15 protein-coding genes are annotated in these 16,959 nt (G+C 37.3%); 3 read left to right on the top strand and 12 right to left on the bottom strand.

What is annotated here, in order from left to right:
• Nucleotides 1–18: 18 nt before the first annotated feature.
• On the bottom strand, nucleotides 19–1,839 hold the full coding sequence (gene typA / locus KTB61_RS04120) for a translational GTPase TypA (protein WP_075760270.1): 1,821 nt from the start codon (nucleotides 1,837–1,839) through the stop codon (nucleotides 19–21).
• Nucleotides 1,840–2,053: 214 nt separating this feature from the next.
• Between typA and hydE the strand changes: the two genes are divergently transcribed.
• Nucleotides 2,054–3,094, top strand: coding sequence for a [FeFe] hydrogenase H-cluster radical SAM maturase HydE (hydE, locus tag KTB61_RS04125; RefSeq protein ID WP_216696859.1), 1,041 nt, complete (start codon nucleotides 2,054–2,056; stop codon nucleotides 3,092–3,094).
• A 230-nt stretch (nucleotides 3,095–3,324) separates the two neighbouring features.
• On the opposite strand, the gene ftsZ is transcribed toward hydE, so the two are convergent.
• From ftsZ to lgt, 11 genes are all read right to left on the bottom strand, one after another.
• Nucleotides 3,325–4,461: a cell division protein FtsZ gene (gene ftsZ, locus KTB61_RS04130; RefSeq protein ID WP_330390941.1), complete on the bottom strand. Its 1,137-nt coding sequence runs from the start codon at nucleotides 4,459–4,461 to the stop codon at nucleotides 3,325–3,327.
• 68 nt (nucleotides 4,462–4,529) lie between these two features.
• The gene (locus tag KTB61_RS04135; RefSeq protein WP_216696860.1) at nucleotides 4,530–5,330 is read right to left on the bottom strand and encodes a cell division protein FtsQ/DivIB; all 801 of its coding nucleotides are present in this window, start codon (nucleotides 5,328–5,330) and stop codon (nucleotides 4,530–4,532) included.
• Nucleotides 5,331–5,344: 14 nt separating this feature from the next.
• Nucleotides 5,345–6,460 (bottom strand): FtsW/RodA/SpoVE family cell cycle protein, encoded by a 1,116-nt coding sequence (locus KTB61_RS04140; RefSeq protein ID WP_083638440.1) that lies wholly within the window; start codon nucleotides 6,458–6,460, stop codon nucleotides 5,345–5,347.
• Between the two features lie 3 nt (nucleotides 6,461–6,463).
• Nucleotides 6,464–7,828, bottom strand: coding sequence for a UDP-N-acetylmuramoyl-L-alanine--D-glutamate ligase (murD, locus tag KTB61_RS04145; RefSeq protein ID WP_075760267.1), 1,365 nt, complete (start codon nucleotides 7,826–7,828; stop codon nucleotides 6,464–6,466).
• Between the two features lie 13 nt (nucleotides 7,829–7,841).
• A complete protein-coding gene (mraY, locus tag KTB61_RS04150; protein WP_075760266.1) occupies nucleotides 7,842–8,813 on the bottom strand; it encodes a phospho-N-acetylmuramoyl-pentapeptide-transferase in 972 nt (323 codons plus the stop codon).
• A 31-nt stretch (nucleotides 8,814–8,844) separates the two neighbouring features.
• Nucleotides 8,845–10,581, bottom strand: coding sequence for a peptidoglycan D,D-transpeptidase FtsI family protein (locus KTB61_RS04155; protein ID WP_075760265.1), 1,737 nt, complete (start codon nucleotides 10,579–10,581; stop codon nucleotides 8,845–8,847).
• Nucleotides 10,582–10,635: 54 nt separating this feature from the next.
• Nucleotides 10,636–12,453 carry a peptidoglycan D,D-transpeptidase FtsI family protein gene (locus KTB61_RS04160; RefSeq protein ID WP_230973600.1) on the bottom strand — a complete coding sequence of 606 codons (1,818 nt, stop codon included), beginning with the start codon at nucleotides 12,451–12,453 and terminating at the stop codon, nucleotides 10,636–10,638.
• 12 nt (nucleotides 12,454–12,465) lie between these two features.
• Nucleotides 12,466–12,945, bottom strand: a complete 480-nt coding sequence (locus tag KTB61_RS04165) for a septum formation initiator family protein (RefSeq protein ID WP_075760263.1) — start codon at nucleotides 12,943–12,945, stop codon at nucleotides 12,466–12,468.
• 12 nt (nucleotides 12,946–12,957) lie between these two features.
• Complete coding sequence (gene rsmH / locus KTB61_RS04170; protein WP_075760262.1) at nucleotides 12,958–13,896, bottom strand: 16S rRNA (cytosine(1402)-N(4))-methyltransferase RsmH; 939 nt, start codon at nucleotides 13,894–13,896, stop codon at nucleotides 12,958–12,960.
• A gap of 8 nt (nucleotides 13,897–13,904) precedes the next feature.
• Nucleotides 13,905–14,336 carry a division/cell wall cluster transcriptional repressor MraZ gene (mraZ, locus tag KTB61_RS04175; RefSeq protein WP_075760261.1) on the bottom strand — a complete coding sequence of 144 codons (432 nt, stop codon included), beginning with the start codon at nucleotides 14,334–14,336 and terminating at the stop codon, nucleotides 13,905–13,907.
• 301 nt (nucleotides 14,337–14,637) lie between these two features.
• Entirely contained in the window at nucleotides 14,638–15,534 is an 897-nt protein-coding gene (gene lgt, locus KTB61_RS04180) for a prolipoprotein diacylglyceryl transferase (protein WP_075760260.1), read from the bottom strand.
• Nucleotides 15,535–15,666: 132 nt separating this feature from the next.
• Here lgt and ychF point away from each other — a divergent pair, with 132 nt between their 5' ends.
• Nucleotides 15,667–16,758: a redox-regulated ATPase YchF gene (gene ychF, locus KTB61_RS04185; protein WP_075760259.1), complete on the top strand. Its 1,092-nt coding sequence runs from the start codon at nucleotides 15,667–15,669 to the stop codon at nucleotides 16,756–16,758.
• The coding region (locus tag KTB61_RS04190) for a hypothetical protein (protein ID WP_216696862.1) at nucleotides 16,751–16,959 on the top strand (209 nt) is incomplete at its 3' end. The genes ychF and KTB61_RS04190, both read left to right, overlap by 8 nt.

The raw sequence follows: 16,959 nt of genomic DNA on the forward strand, positions 1-16,959 counted from the left end.
CGACATTCCATTGCCACTCTATGAAAATTTTGCTCTTTTTCTCAAAGTCGGATCAAGAATTTTTTTCCGGATACGAATATTTTCCGGTGTAATTTCCAGCAGCTCATCAGTATCAATAAATTCTAAAGCCTGCTCCAGACTCAAAATTTTAGGTGGTGACAATTTTAATGCATCATCTGAACCAGATGCACGAGTATTGGTCAGTTTTTTTGTTCGGCAGACATTAATTTCAATATCTTCCGTTTTACCTGTCTGTCCAACAATCATTCCACCATATACTTTTTCTCCAGGACCTACAAATAATGTTCCTCTTTCCTGAGCATTAAACAGACCGTAAGTAATTGTTTCACCTGCTTCATAGGCGATAAGTGAACCCTGTTTTCTATACTGAATATCCCCCTTATATGGTCCATATCCATCAAATAAGGTATTCAGGATACCATTTCCTTTGGTATCTGTCATAAATTCCCCTCTATATCCAATCAAACCTCTGGAAGGAATAGAGAATTCCAATCTGGAATAGCCTCCATTTGCCATGGACATATTTTGAAGTTCGCCTTTTCTCTGACTTAACTTTTCAATAACAGCTCCTGCAAATTCCTCCGGAACATCTACGATAGCAATTTCCATTGGTTCCAGTTTTTTACCCTTTTCATCTGTATGATAAAGAACTTCTGCTTTGCTTACAGCAAATTCATATCCTTCACGACGCATATTTTCAATCAGAACAGATAAATGCAATTCTCCTCGTCCGGATACTTTAAAGCTGTCTCTATCTTCTGTTTCTTCTACACGAAGACTGACATCCGTATTTAACTCTCTAAAAAGACGATCCCGAAGGTGTCTGGAGGTTACGTATTTACCTTCCTGACCTGCCAATGGACTATCATTTACCATAAACTGCATGGAAATGGTCGGTTCAGAAATTTTCTGGAATGGAATTGCCTGAGCACCTTCCGTATCACAGATGGTATCTCCAATAGAAAGATCTGATATACCTGAAATCGCAACAATAGAACCGATATTTGCTTCTTTTATATCTACTTTATCAAGTCCTTCAAATTCATATAACTTCGTAATTCTGACTTTTTCCTTTTTTTCCGGATCATGAGCATTTACTACAACACATTCTTTATTAACAGCAATTGATCCATTATCTACTTTTCCAATTCCAATACGCCCCACATATTCATTATAATCAATCGTACTAATCAGTACCTGAAGTGGTTTTTCCGGATCACCTTCTGGTGCTTCAATATGATTTACTATGGTTTCAAATAAAGGTTTCATATCCTTTTTCTCATCATCCATATCTTTTACTGCAAATCCTGCTTTTGCTGATGCATAGACAAATGGACAATCCAGCTGTTTATCTCCTGCATCAAGTTCCATCAGAAGTTCCAGTGTTTCATCCACTACTTCTTCCGGTCTGGCTTCCGGACGGTCAACTTTATTGATACATACAATCAAAGATAAATCCAGTTCCAGTGCTTTCTTCAAAACAAATTTTGTCTGTGGCATTGGGCCTTCAAATGCATCTACCACAAGGACAACACCATCAACCATTTTTAAAACACGTTCAACTTCTCCTCCGAAATCTGCATGTCCTGGTGTATCTACAATGTTAATTTTAATTCCATTATACATAACACCTGTATTCTTAGAAAGTATTGTAATTCCTCTCTCTTTTTCTATGTCATTTGAATCCATAACTCTTTCGGCAACTTCCTGATTTTCACGAAAAGTACCGCTTTGTTTCAGTAATTCATCGACTAATGTTGTTTTTCCATGGTCTACATGGGCAATAATCGCAATATTTCTTACATCTTCTCGCTTCATGATATCCTTCTTTCCTAATAAAAAGCAGACAATGCTGCCTGAATTCTCAATAACTGTGTTATTTTATCACAACCCATGAAAGGATTCAATTTTTCTTATGTTTTGTACTAAAAAATAGACAATTCTTTTTATTATTGTTTCCTTTTATTGTTTAATATGTTATATTTGCAAAAGAGATTATCTTTCTTATAAAATCTATCGGAGGAGTATGATTATGAACACCCTGACAATCATTGATACACTATATAAACAACAAACTCTTTCTCAAGAAGAACTTATTTTTCTTCTTGAAAACCGCAATGAAGAAAATGCTTCTTATATTGCAGAACTTGCTAGAAAAGAAGCGCAAAAAATATATGGAACCGGTGTTTTCCCCAGAGGGCTTATTGAATTTACAAATTATTGTAAGAACAACTGTTACTATTGTGGCATCCGAGGTGGGAACCATAATGCTCATCGATATCGTCTGACAGAAGATCAGATTTTATCTGCCTGTAATAATGGATATCAGCTTGGTTATCGCAGCTTTGTACTGCAAGGTGGAGAAGATCCTTATTTTAACGATGATAAAATGGTCCCAATTGTTGCGGAAATCCGAAAAAAGTATCCCGACTGTGCCATTACTCTTTCTCTGGGAGAACGTTCAAAAGAAAGCTATGAAAAATTATTCAAAGCTGGAGCTAACCGCTATCTTCTGCGTCATGAAACCGCCGATTCCAAACATTATCACATGCTTCATCCAGACAGCATGTCTTTGGAATACAGAAAACAATGTCTCTGGAATTTAAAGGAAATCGGATTCCATGTGGGAACTGGTTTTATGGTGGGAGCACCGTATCAGACACTGGAGAACCTGGCAGATGATTTATTATTTATCAAAAAATTAGATCCCCAAATGGTTGGAATCGGTCCATTTGTACCACATCATGATACAAAATTCAAAGATTTTCCATCTGGGACTGTAGAACTTACTACATTTTTAATCAGTATTCTACGGCTGATGAATCATCATCTGCTTCTTCCTTCTACCACGGCTCTTGGAACCATTGATCCAAAAGGAAGGGAAAAGGGTATTTTAGCAGGTGCCAATGTAGTTATGCCAAATCTATCTCCTGTAGCTGTAAGAAAAGATTATTCTCTGTATGATAATAAAATCTGTACTGGAGAAGAAGCCGCTGAATGTGTTGGCTGTCTAGGCAGAAGAATGGAAAGTGTTGGATATCATTTAGAATTTAGCCGCGGAGACTATAAGTAAAAAAGAACTTACGACTTGAACTGCTTCCCGGACTTATGTCCGGTTCAGATGTTCTGTGTCGTAAGTTTTTTTATTTACTTTTCTCAATTCAGATTGTTTTAGGTATTATTTATTGTTCATGAAAATCTCCTGAACAAAGCGGACAAGTCCGCTATCAGCATGAAAGAAAAAAGTACCAGGAAATCTGCTCTACAGACTTCCTGATACTTTTTCATTACTCATAATTAATTTTATTTTCTTCTGCTCTTTAATAAAAACTCTGGTATCACAATTTTGGAATCATTATCTTCCATTGCTGTTGCTGAAGCTTCAGTGGTATATGCTGCTGAAGTCTCTTCCGTCTCAACCTTTCCATTGTGAATCTGCTGTCCTGAAAATGCCGGTGCCGGTCTGGTGGTAAAACCAGTTCTGATTCTTGCCTGCTCTTCTGCTGATTTGATTCCAGTTGCAATAATAGTTGCACTGATCTGATCTCCGAAATCCGCATTGACTGTACCGAAGATAACATTGACTTCTTGTCCTGCAGCATCCTTTAAGTATTCTACTGCCTGCTGTGCTTCCAGCATACCAACAGCTCCGGCAAAGTTTACAATAACGTCTGTTGCTCCTGAAACTGTAGTTTCCAGTAATGGACTTTCCATAGCTGTCTTAATAGCTTCCAGTTCCTCATCAGCAACACCCATACCGATATGAGCAATACCTTTATCACGCATAACAGTCTGAATATCCGCAAAGTCCACATTGATAAGTCCTGGATTATAAATCATATCTGTAATTCCCTGAACTCCCTGCTGCAGTACTTCATCTGCTTTCTTCAAGGCATCCGGAATTGTTGTTTTCTTATCACAAATCTGCAACAGCTTATCATTTGGAATTACAATCATAGTATCAACCTGATCGCGAAGGCGTGCAATTCCTGACATCGCATTATTCATACGAGGTTTTCCCTCAAAAGTAAACGGTTTTGTTACAACACCAACTGTTAATATTCCAAGACCTTTGGCAATCTCAGCAATTATAGGTGCTGCTCCTGTACCGGTTCCTCCACCCATTCCACAGGTTACAAACACCATATCTGCTCCTGTTACCAGTTCTGTAATTTCTTCTCTATTTTCTTCTACTGCCGCTTCACCGATCTCCGGCTTAGCTCCTGCTCCAAGTCCTTTAGTAAGTTTTTCACCAATCTGTATCTTTGTTGAAGCTTTACATAAAGATAAAGCCTGTCTATCTGTATTAACGCCTACGAGTTCTACACCCTGGACATTTTCATCTACCATACGGTTTACTGCATTATTTCCTGCTCCCCCGACACCTATCACTAAAATTCTCGCTTGTGTACTCTCTACACTAGGCATAATTTCAACCACGTTGCTCCTCCTTCATGTCTCTATGACAACCCTTTATAATTTTATAGACTATTTTTATGATACCGTTTTTACTTGTTTTTTTCAACCTTTTTTGGTTTAAAAATCGTAATCTTCTGATATTCATCAAAATATCTCATATTAATGGTTCCACTTTTTCCTTTCAGTTTTTTCAAAATACCAGACAACTCCGGTATCTTTATATCAATATTTTCTTTATCATATAAATCTATGGTAAGATTACCACTCATTAGCAGGGCATTTCCATCATCTTTGATATATATCTCCTGAACCGGGATGTTATATTTATCTATTGACATTGTCAATTCAAGGATATAAGTGAATATTTCCTGCTTTTTTACCGGAATTTTTTCCTGCATAACAAGTTTTTTAAATTGTAATCCTGTAACCAGAGGGACATCTCCATATTTTTTTTCATAGCTTTCCAAAGCATATCCATTTTTATCAAAATACACATATTTACCATTATATGCAAGGCAACCTGCCCTTTTTCTTTCCTTTACATGAATTCTTATAATATCAGGCTTTTCTAATTCCACCTGAAAAGATTCAATAAACGGAAGCAATTTGGGTTGAAATATCCTGCTTTTTATGAGATATGCTACAGAATTATCAATATATCCATTTTTCTTAACAGCCTGTTCAACTTCTTTATCCGTATAATGACTGTTCCCGCTTATTTTTATGGTTTTGGTGGTACATGTAGCCCAAATGATCATGATAGAACATATCAAAAGAATACCTATTCCTAACAGAAATTTTTTTACTGAAATGTGAGGAATTATCTTTTGTTTTTTATGATCATTTATCTTAATGACTTTATTTTCTTCTCGTTCTTCTTTTTCTTCCATTTATGTAATCCCTTCTAAAGCCTTATTCTTTTGGAAACTGACAAAACGATTCCCATCTCGATCATAATAACCATTATAGAAGTACCACCATAACTGATAAATGGAAGAGGTATTCCTGTTGGTGGAATCGTATTGGTTACAACTGCAATATTTATGAATACCTGGATGCCGATATGTGTTAAAAATCCAATGGCAATCAGCGAACCAAACAAATCCTCTGCATTCATGGCAATCAACAGCATTCTCCAGATCAATGCTATAAACACCAGAATAAGACAGACAGCTCCAAATAATCCCAGTTCTTCGCATATAATGGAAAAAATCATATCATTATGAGACTCAGGAATAAAGCCCATTTTCTGCATACTTTGTCCCAGCCCTTTTCCAAAGATTCCTCCTGATCCAATAGCATACAACGCCTGCATTGTCTGAAGGCCCTTTTCGTGTGTCTCCGGATGTTTCCAGATGGCAACCCTTTCATTTCTATAACTATCTGAAAATGTCAGGTACATAACCAACCCACCTACTGAAGCAGCCGCAAGACCAAACAGCTCTTTTGTTTTTGAACTGACAACAAAAATCATGACACCTGCAATAGCACACATAACCAGTGCTGTACTAAGATTCTGATACGCAACCAGACCAATAATCGGTACACACCAGACAAGCATCTTCATGGCATCTAAAAATGTATCCATTTTATGAGCATTAAGGGACAGCATATATGCCAGAAAAATAACCAGACCAATCTTGGCAACTTCTGATGGCTGAAACTGTAATCCTCCAATGGAAATCCATCGCACAGCTCCTTTTTTGGCTGCACCAACAAGCAAAACAACGACCAGCAATGCAATACTTACAAAATAAAGACCCAACGCAATATACTTATTGTTAAAAACACGATAATCCAATTTACAAGACATTATCATTGCAGCAGCTCCTACAGCAACAGCTATTCCCTGACGGATTACCCAGTGATATGGATTTCCAAAATTCACTGTGCTTTTGTATGAACTTGTACTAAATATCATAACCATACCAAAAAATATCAGAAATATAACGAGAAACAGCATAGGATAATCAAAATATTCCTTTTTTGACATGTATTTTTCTCTGATACGATTTGCCACTGCTTACAGCTCCTTTAATTTTTTTACACACTCTTTGAAAATATCGCCTCGTACTTCATAATTTGGAAACATTCCCCAGCTGGCACAAGCCGGTGACAACAGAACCGCATCCCCATTCTGTGCCTTACCTGCTGCATAAGAAACTGCTTCTTCCATGGAATCAACAAAAACAATGTTCTCAAAACCATGTTTTTTTGCAGTCTCTGCAATCTTAGGTGCGGTCACTCCCATAAGAATCAATTCCTTAACTTTTCCATCAAAGGCTTCAATCCAGTCATCATAAGGAGATTTTTTATCATATCCTCCCCCTATAAGATATGTTGGACGATTCATTGCCTGAATCCCTTTGATAGCTGCATCTGTATTCGTTCCTTTAGAATCATTATAATATGCGACTCCATTAACAGTATCCACATATTCAATTCTGTGGGCAACTCCATGAAATCTCTTTATTCCCTCTTTTATCTGTTTTACCGGAACTCCCATATAATAAGACACAGCAATTGCCGCAAGAATATTCTCATAATTATGGTCTCCCAAAAGATGTATATCCTCCATTGTACATACTGGAATTCTCTCTCCATTTTCCTCAATGATAAATGTTCCATTGTCAAGGGAAACGCCTTCTGTAATTTTATGATGGAGACTGAAAAATACTACTTTACCCTTTGCACGTTCTGCCATGGCACGAGTCGTATCATCCTCATAGTTTAATACCATTACCTGATTTTCATTCTGATTCTTTCCTATAGACTCTTTTGTCTGGGCATATATTTCCACTGTTCCATGGCGATCCAGATGATCCGGGGTAATATTAAGAACTGCACATACCTGCGGACAGAAATCAACAATAGTTTCCAGCTGGAAACTGCTGATTTCCGCAACAATTACACTGTCATCTTTCGTATCAAGAGCTACACTGGTATATGGTGTTCCAATATTTCCAACGACAAATGTACTGTCAAAATAGCCCTTTACAATTTCTCCAGTCAGGGCTGTGGTGGTTGTTTTTCCATTGGTTCCTGTAATGGCTGCAATTTTCCCTTTGGATACCTGATAAGCTAATTCAATCTCACTCCATACAGGCTTCCCCTGATTTGAAAATACCTTTGCAATCGGTGCATTTACAGAGATTCCAGGACTTAAAACAAGTAAATCATAATCTTTCACTGCGTTTTCTGTTACTTCCCCAAGCAGAACAGGAATTTCCTTATTATCATATATTTTTTCATACAATGCATTTAAATCCAGTTCCTTATTTCCATCATATAGGCTAACTTCTGCCCCTGCCTGAAGCAGCAGATTGACAGAACCGACTCCACTTTTTCCTGCTCCTGCAACTAAAAATTTCTTATCACTTAATGCCATTTTTTTCTCCTTACTAAATAGCTACCAGACCAATCAGACAACAGACAGCTGTAATAATCGCAAAAATTGCAACAACTTTTGTTTCCGGCCATCCAGACAACTCAAAATGATGATGGATTGGCGCCATTTTTAATAATCTTTTCCCTTTTGTAGCTTTAAAATAACATACCTGCAGCATTACAGATATGACTTCAATCATGTAAATGAAGGCAACAATTGGTATAAATAAAGGAAGATGCAGCATCACTGCTGTAGCTGCTACAAATCCTCCCAGTGCCAGGGATCCTGTATCTCCCATAAATACCCTTGCCGGATATACATTAAACACAAGAAATCCCAGCAATGATCCTACTGTTGCACACGAAATCGGCCATATTCCAGGATCCTTTCCTGAAATTCTCATTCCCACTGCTGCCACAGTAAAAAATGTTGCAATTAAAACTGTAACACTGGACGCCAGTCCATCCAGTCCATCTGTAAAATTTGCTCCATTTACTGTTCCTAATAAAATAATAAAAATTCCTGGTACAAACAATATCCCCATATCCAGATACTTTCCATGGGTAAATGGTATAATCATAGAAGTCCCTAAATCTGTATAATTAATAAGATAATATGCGAAAACTCCTGTTACTATAATCTGTCCCATCATTTTCTGCCAGGCTCTCAATCCCAGATTTCTCTTCATTACAACTTTTATATAGTCATCTATAAATCCGATAAATCCAAAACCAAGAGTTACAAACAAAATCGGTATGATAAGTGGATAATCTCTGACATAAAATAAAGATGCCACCACTATTCCCAGTAAAATAATCAAGCCTCCCATAGTGGGAGTACCAGACTTTTTCAGGTGTGACTCCGGACCTTCGCCACGGATAAACTGACCGAATTTTAACTTATGAAGATACCTGATCATCATCGGGCTCAATATAACGCTGACGAAAAAGGCAATTAAAATCGGCTTCACAATATTATAATTCATGCTTCCACCTCATTTGTTTTCTAGTATATAATTATTCACTTTTTTTATCAACCGTATAATCTTTTGATATGCCAAGATAAGGCAATGCAATCTCAAATACATTTCTCATAACCGGTGCCGCTATGGTCCCTCCATAGTAGGTTCCAACCGGTTCATCAATCAGCACGATACCCATTATTGTTGGGTGACTGGCTTTTGAAAACCCCAGAAAAGACGAAATATATTTTCCATTTCCTCTTGGGAGTTTCTCACTTGTAGCCGTTTTTCCCCCAATGGAGAAACCATCTATGCGACAATTTCTTCCTGACCCCTCTGAAACAACCGCTTCAAGAAGTTCTCTCATAGTCTCGGATGTTTCTTTTTTAATGACATTCTTTTTTACCGGATAATGAAATACTTTTTCTTTTTTGCCATCAGCAGAAACCAGACTCACTCCAAAATGCGGTGTTATCAGTCTGCCTCCATTTACAGCTGCACTGGCAGCTCTTAAAAGCTGTAGTGGCGTGATCTGGATAGACTGACCAAAAGACATGGTAGCAAGTTCAACCGCTTTAACATTTTTTTTCTGATGCATAATAGATCCGGCTTCACCAGGCAAATCAATTCCTGTTTTTTCAAACAATCCCAGTTTCCTGAAAGTGTCATACATGCCATCGACGCCAACTCTGGCACCTACTTCCATAAATACAGGATTACAGGAATTCATAACACCTTCTTTAAATGTTTCTGGCCCATGACCACTTGTTTTATGACAGCGAATCTTACGGTCTTCTACGATTCGAAACCCTGGACAATTAAAATGGTCATCAGGCCTGACTTTTCCAGACTCTAATCCTGCCGCTGCTGTTACGATCTTAAATACAGATCCAGGCTCGTAGGTATCATTGATACAGGTATTTCTCCACTTCCTATTCAAATATTCCTGCTGCTTCTTACTGCTTTTTTCAGATACTTTTCTGCTTAATACAAAAGGTTCATTAAGATCATATTCCGGAACATTTGCCATAGCAAAAATTTCGCCATTCTGCGGATTCATAAGTATCATGGATACCTGTTTTGCTTTTTTTTCTTTTTTTACTTTTTCACATGCCTGAGTGATATAATTCTGTAGATTTACATCCAAAGATGTATACAGATCTTTTCCTGGAACAGGTTCATCCCGCTCCTCAAAGGCCCCTTGTATTTCAATGCCTTTCCCATCCGTTAATGTCAGGATTTTTCCTGATTTTCCTCTCAAATACTTATCATATGCAACTTCAAGTCCTATGATTCCCTGATTATCTCCTCCTGTAAATCCAAGAACTTTCGATGCCAGAGAATCAAAAGGATATACTCTTTTGTAATCCTCATCTACTTTAACCCCATCAAGTTTATATTCCCTTATTCTATCTGCTTTCACCTTATCAACATTACTTTTTATTTTCTCTCTGACAGAATTTTTATAAACTTTCTTTTTTACCTCTTCCTCATCAATCTGGAGTACCTGAGATAAAACCTTTACAATCCTGGCTTTTTCTTTCATTTGTGAATAAATGACAGAAATCGAATAAACTGCTTTATTAGAAGCAATCTTCACTCCATTTCTGTCATAAATATTTCCTCTTGGTGCTTTTATTTCTCTTTCCCGCTGATGAAGATTTTTTGCAAGTTTCAAATATTTATCAGCCTGCGCGATCATTACATAACCAAGACGACATGTAACAACTAGAAATCCTACAAAAAATACAATGATAATTCCCAGGATTCTCTTTTTATAAACCGTTTTCATAGTTATTCCTCATAATCTCATATAGTATAAGATTATGAGAAATTTCCATGTGTATTACTTTTTACTGCTTTTTGGCACTTTTAATTCTTTCAAGGATTCTTTTAAAACCTTTTGAGCCATCTCAACGGCAAGACCGGTATTAGTCTGAGAACTTTTCTGGATTTCATCAATAACCACATAAACAACGACCTGAGGTTTTTCCACTGGTGCAAATCCACAGAATGATACTATATAGGTTCCTGCACTTCTAGGAATCTTCTGTGCTGTTCCCGTTTTACCACCGACAGTATAATCATCTAACTGTGCTTTCGTTCCTGTTCCAGATTCAACTGTTTCTTTCATATACGACTTGATTTTATCCGAAGTACCTTTGGAAACAGTCTGTTTTACCAGAGTTGCATCTACAGTTCTTACAACTTCTCCCTTATCATTACGAAGCTGTTTCACAACATGCGGCTTGTAATAATTTCCCCCATTGATCAGGGAGGAAAATGCACTTGCCATCTGAATCATGGAGCAGTTAAAAGACTGTCCGAAAGAACTGGTTGCCAGATCAGCTTCTGTCATATCATCTGCATCATGAAGCAATGCAGAGGTCTTTGCTTCTCCTGGAAGATCAATTCCTGTTAATTTCCCAAAATTAAAATCTCTTTGATAGCTTGCAAAAATATCTTTTCCTTCTTTTTCTGCAATTTGCATCAAAGCATCATTACAGGAAAGAGAAATTGTCTGAGACAGTGTAATATTTCCATGTCCGCTTCTATGAGAACAATGGATGGTATGAGGCCCGACTTTCTGGAATCCATCGCAATAGTAGGTTTCATTTCCTTTAAGAATTCCTTCCTCTAATCCTGCAGCCACTGTAAACGGTTTATATGTGGAACCCGGCTCAAATGCATTGGAAACTATCGGATTTTTCCAGATTTCATTAAATGCCTTGACTTTCTGTTTTTCTGTCATTGCAGCAATCTTTTTTTGCGAATACTTCTGAAGAAGTACATCATCACTTCTCGGATCTTCCAGATTAAAAGAAGTGGAATTTGCCATTGCATACACTTCCCCATTATTTGGATTCATTACAAGAATACTGCTGCCTTTACTTCCATATTTCTCCTCAAATTTATTCAGTGTCTTCTCTGCTATCTTCTGTATATTTGAATCAATAGTAGATACAATAGTCTTACCATTCTCCGGCTCAACTATTGAGCTATCCTGTTCAAGTTCTTCATTAAGATACTTATATTTTCTTCCATCAACCCCTGATAATGTACTGTTATAATATTGTTCGATTCCTCCTGTTCCAACGTTTCCATCAGATACAAATCCAAGAACATGACTTGCCATGGATTTATTAGGATAACGTCGCTGATATTTTTCAGAAAAGACAATTCCCACAACATTCTTGCCCTTTTTGCCCTCAAGATATTCCTTTAAATCTGAAACCTGGCTGTAACTGAGATTCTGCCTGTACACAGAATAATAAGATTCTTTATTATTATTCAAGAATGAAATCAGCTTATCTTCATCCAGATCCATATACTTGGTTAATGCATTCAGTGCATCCGTTTTTGTTTTTTTCGTTCTTAAAATGTTTTTGGGCTCCAGAACCAGATTATACATTTTCTGACTGGTAGCTAAAGTATTACCATTTCGATCTAAAATATCCCCTCGTTTATATGGTATTACTTCATTATCATAATTTTGCTGTGATAATACCTGACGCTTGTAAATTCCATTTTTAAAAATGCCAAAATATACCAATCTTCCTATTAAAACTACAAAAAGAATTGCTATGACGGCAACGATTTCAACAGTTCGTACCTTCATAGCATGATTTAATCTTTTTATTTTCTTTCGTCTTCTTTTCTTCAAGTAAACCACCTCTTAGTTGGCATCCGGAATTTTCCCGTACTGACGTACATATTCCACATCCTGACTATCATAATGAATAATTTGTTTTGAATCTGGTTTCTTCATTCCGTAGCTTTTTGCTGCTGTTTCAATAGCATCTAAGTTGATACTTTGCTCAATTTCAAGATTTAAATCTTCATTTTCTGTCTGAAGAGTAGAAAGCTGTGCCTTTTTTTGTGCCAAGACTGTCCTCTGATTTAACAGTTTCGTTCTTTCAGATAGATAGAAGAAACTGACTCCAACAATAACAGCCAATGCTGCCAGCAGAGTGCGGATAAAGGCCATATCAAATTCCAGGGCCTTTTGCTGATTCTGTCGTGTTCTCGGAGTCGCCTTTGGTCTTGATACCGGCTTTCTTTTTCTCTGCGGTTCCCTATATGCCGGTTCAGGTTCTATTTTTCTTACGGTGTTTCCATATATTAAGTTGTAACGCTCTTGTCTTGATTTTTCCATAGACTACTCCCCTTAATGTGCTTTTTCAAATACTCTAAGCTTGGAACTTTTAGCTCTCTTATTCTCTTCTAGTTCTTTCTCTCCCGGAACAATTGGCTTTCTTGTAATCTGCTTTCCCTTTGAAACCTTTCCACAGACACATACCGGAAAATTCGGCGGGCATGTGCATGGATTTTCATTTTTCTTAAAGGCACGTTTTACAATTCGATCCTCTAAAGAGTGAAATGTGATGATACAAAGTCTCCCCCCCGGATTCAATAAATCAATCATTGCATCCAGACTGTCTTTCAACACATCCAGTTCTCTATTACATTCAATCCGAATCGCCTGAAAAGTTTTCTTTGCCGGATGTCCCCCTACAGCTCTGACTTTCATAGGAATGGCGCCCTTAATAATGTCTATTAATTCACCTGTAGTTTCCACAGGTTTTTCTTTTCTTTTGTTTACAATATGTTTTGCAATATTCTTTGCAAATTTCTCTTCCCCGTAATCTTTGATAATATGAAACAATTCCATTTCAGAATATTCATTAACAATATCACGGGCTGTAAGTTTCTGCCTTTGGTCCATTCGCATATCCAGCGGAACATCTTCCCTGTAGGTAAATCCTCTTTCCTTTTCATCCAACTGAAAAGAGGAAACCCCCAGATCAAGCAATATTCCATCTACACCTGTGATTCCAAGATTTTTTAAAACCTTAGGCATATTCACATAGTTATCTCTCACGATGGTAACCTTATCTCCAAATTCTTCAAGGCGTTTTGTACTGGCAGCAATAGCATCTGCATCCTGATCGATCCCAATGTAACGTCCCTTATCAGAAAGATGCCGGCATACTTCATAAGCATGTCCAGCTCCTCCAAGAGTTCCATCTACATAAATTCCATCCGGTTTGATATTAAGTTTTTCAATTGTCTCTTCCAATAATACGGAAATATGTTCAAATTCCATAAAAACCCCTAAATACTCAGACCTAAATCCTGCATGCTTGCTGCTATATCATCCATATCTTCATAAGAATTGTTTTCATTCCATTTATCCTTACTCCATATCTCGATACGATCCAGCATTCCTGTCAATACTACCTCTTTATTCATTCCTGCAAACTCCCGTAATGTTCCGGGTACAAGAATTCTTCCCTGCTTATCCAGTTCGCAGGTACTGGCACCTGCCAAAAAGAATCTTGAAAATTTTCTGGCATCCTTGTTAATAAGTGGAAGGCTTCGCAATTTCTCCTCAAAAGCTTTCCATTCTTTTATAGGAAACACAAACAGGCACCCATCTAACCCCTTTGTAATTACAAATTCCTGACCTAAAGTTTCTCGAAACTTGGAAGGGATTATCAGCCTGCCTTTTGAGTCAATGGTGTGATTGTACTCTCCCATAAACATGGAATCACCTCTTAGTCTCAAATTACTCCACTTGGTAATATCAGATGACACCCGATTACACTCTTGTCCCACCTTTCACCACTTTATACCACTTATAGGTAATATTTTATATGATACCAGGTAAAAAATCAAGAAATAATCCACACTCAATTCTTAGTTTTTTCTTAGTTTATCAACATTTTTAGAAATCAATTCACTTATCCTATCTGAAGATGACTGACAGGTTGTTTTCCGCATCAAAAAAAGACAGAAGTATCCACATTTTGCAGGATATTTCCGTCTTTTTACTTTCCTTAAATATCTATTTTTCTTTGCACTTTTTTAAATTTCTTCTCCTATATATGAAAAAGGCTACTCCTGCAACAACCATGACTGCAGCAACCATCTGTGAAATACGAATTCCTGTATTTCCTAGCATCAGTGAATCCGTACGAAGTCCTTCAATCCAGAATCGTCCAGCTCCATATCCTATTGCATATAATGCAATCAGTTCACCATCATTCTTTTTCCGTTTTGTGAACCATATAATAATCAGCAGTACTGCCAGGTTCCATAAAGCCTCATACAGAAAAGTCGGATGTACCTGAATAAAGGTATATATTTTCCCTCCTGTCTCCTGAAAAACGGCCTGATCATACAATCCTGATTCAATGATTTCTGATAAACGTCCATGTTCCATAAAGAAATCTGTTGGTATCTGCATGGCAAAGAGTCCATCTGTATAACGGCCAAATGCTTCACGATTAAAGAAATTTCCCCATCTTCCTAAAATCTGTCCCACTAATAATCCTTTTATTAAAATATCCCCGAACTTTAACATGGAAACTTTCCGGACTTTGCAAAAAATATATAATGTAAGCACTGCCGCAAAAATCCCTCCGTAGATTGCCAGTCCTCCATTTCGAATCTGAATAATTTCATTTAAATGATCTTTATAATAATCCCAGGAAAAAACCACATAATACAATCTTGCTCCTGCAATTGCAGGAATTACCATACAAATAAGATAGTCAAATACCATTTCCGGATCAAAATCTTCTGTATGCTTTGCAGCATAATATGCCACTAAAAGTCCAAACAAAAATCCCATGGCAATCATAATCCCGTAATATTTTATTTCAAATCCACCTATTGTAAATCCATCTCCAACACTTTTTAACAGAATCCCCAAATGAGGAAATCGAATCTCATGTTCCATTCTGATACCCTTTCTCTTTAATCTGTTTTCATTTTCCTAAGATTAATATCTTAATCTATTTTTCTTTTCTTTTCAAGTTCCTTGTGATAGACTATTAACTGAATAAATGTGTAAATAAGGAAGGAAGAAATTATGAAATTAGGAATTGTTGGACTGCCAAATGTCGGAAAAAGTACTCTATTTAATTCCCTGACTAAGGCAGGGGCTGAATCAGCCAATTATCCATTTTGTACAATCGATCCAAACGTTGGAATCGTTACGGTTCCAGACACACGTGTTGATCATTTAGCTGATATGTATCATTCAAAAAAAGTCATTCCTGCAGCAATTGAATTTGTTGATATTGCAGGTCTGGTAAAAGGTGCTTCCAAGGGAGAAGGTCTGGGAAACCAGTTTCTTGCCAACATCCGTGAAGTAGATGCCATAGTACATGTTGTCCGTTGTTTCGATGACGGGAATATTGTCCACGTGGATGGCTCTGTAAATCCTTTACGTGATATTGAAACCATTAACTTTGAATTGATTTTCTCTGATATTGAGGTTCTTGACCGAAGAATCGCAAAATCTACCAGAGGTGCAAGAAACGATAAAACCCTTGCCCATGAAGTAGAATTTCTGGAAAAAGTGAAAGCTCATCTGGAAGACGGTAAACTGGCTAAGACATTTGAAACAGAAGATGAAGATGAACAAGAAATTTTAAACTCCTGTAATCTTCTTACGATCAAACCTGTTATCTTTGCTGCAAATGTAAATGAAGATGAATTAGGTCAGGAAGACAATGATTATGTAAAAGCAGTACGTAAATATGCAGATGATGTAGATGCAAAGGTATTTGTTGTATGTGCCCAGATTGAACAGGAAATTGCCGAACTTGACGATGACGAAAAGAAAGAATTCCTGGATGATCTTGGTCTCGAAGAATCCGGTCTTGAAAAACTGATTTCTGCCAGCTATTCTCTTTTGGGATTAATCAGTTTCCTTACTTCAGGCGAAGATGAAACCCGTGCCTGGACAATCAAAAAAGGAACCAAAGCTCCTCAGGCAGCTGGTAAGATTCATACTGACTTCGAGCGTGGATTTATCTGTGCTGAAGTGGTTTCTTATGATGATCTGATTGAATATGGCAGTATGACTGCATGCAAAGAAAAAGGACTGGTAAGACAGGAAGGAAAAGAATATGTAGTTAAAGACGGTGATATTATCGTATTCCGTTTCAATGTATAACTACGCAAAGTTCCCCGTGCACGGCTTCCGCGCTTCGCTTGTGCAGATTGATGCACGGAGGAAATTTGCTCCGCTTGGTGACTTTAGTCTGTTGAGTGCTGGAGTGTTCTTCAGAAGGAGAATGCTCCGGCACGAAATAATAAACCACCAGCTCTGCTGGTGGAGCACGATTTTGGCTTTAGCCGTATATAAAAAACCTCC

Source organism: Anaerostipes faecalis (assembly GCF_018982945.1).
Classification (GTDB): domain Bacteria; phylum Bacillota; class Clostridia; order Lachnospirales; family Lachnospiraceae; genus Anaerostipes; species Anaerostipes faecalis.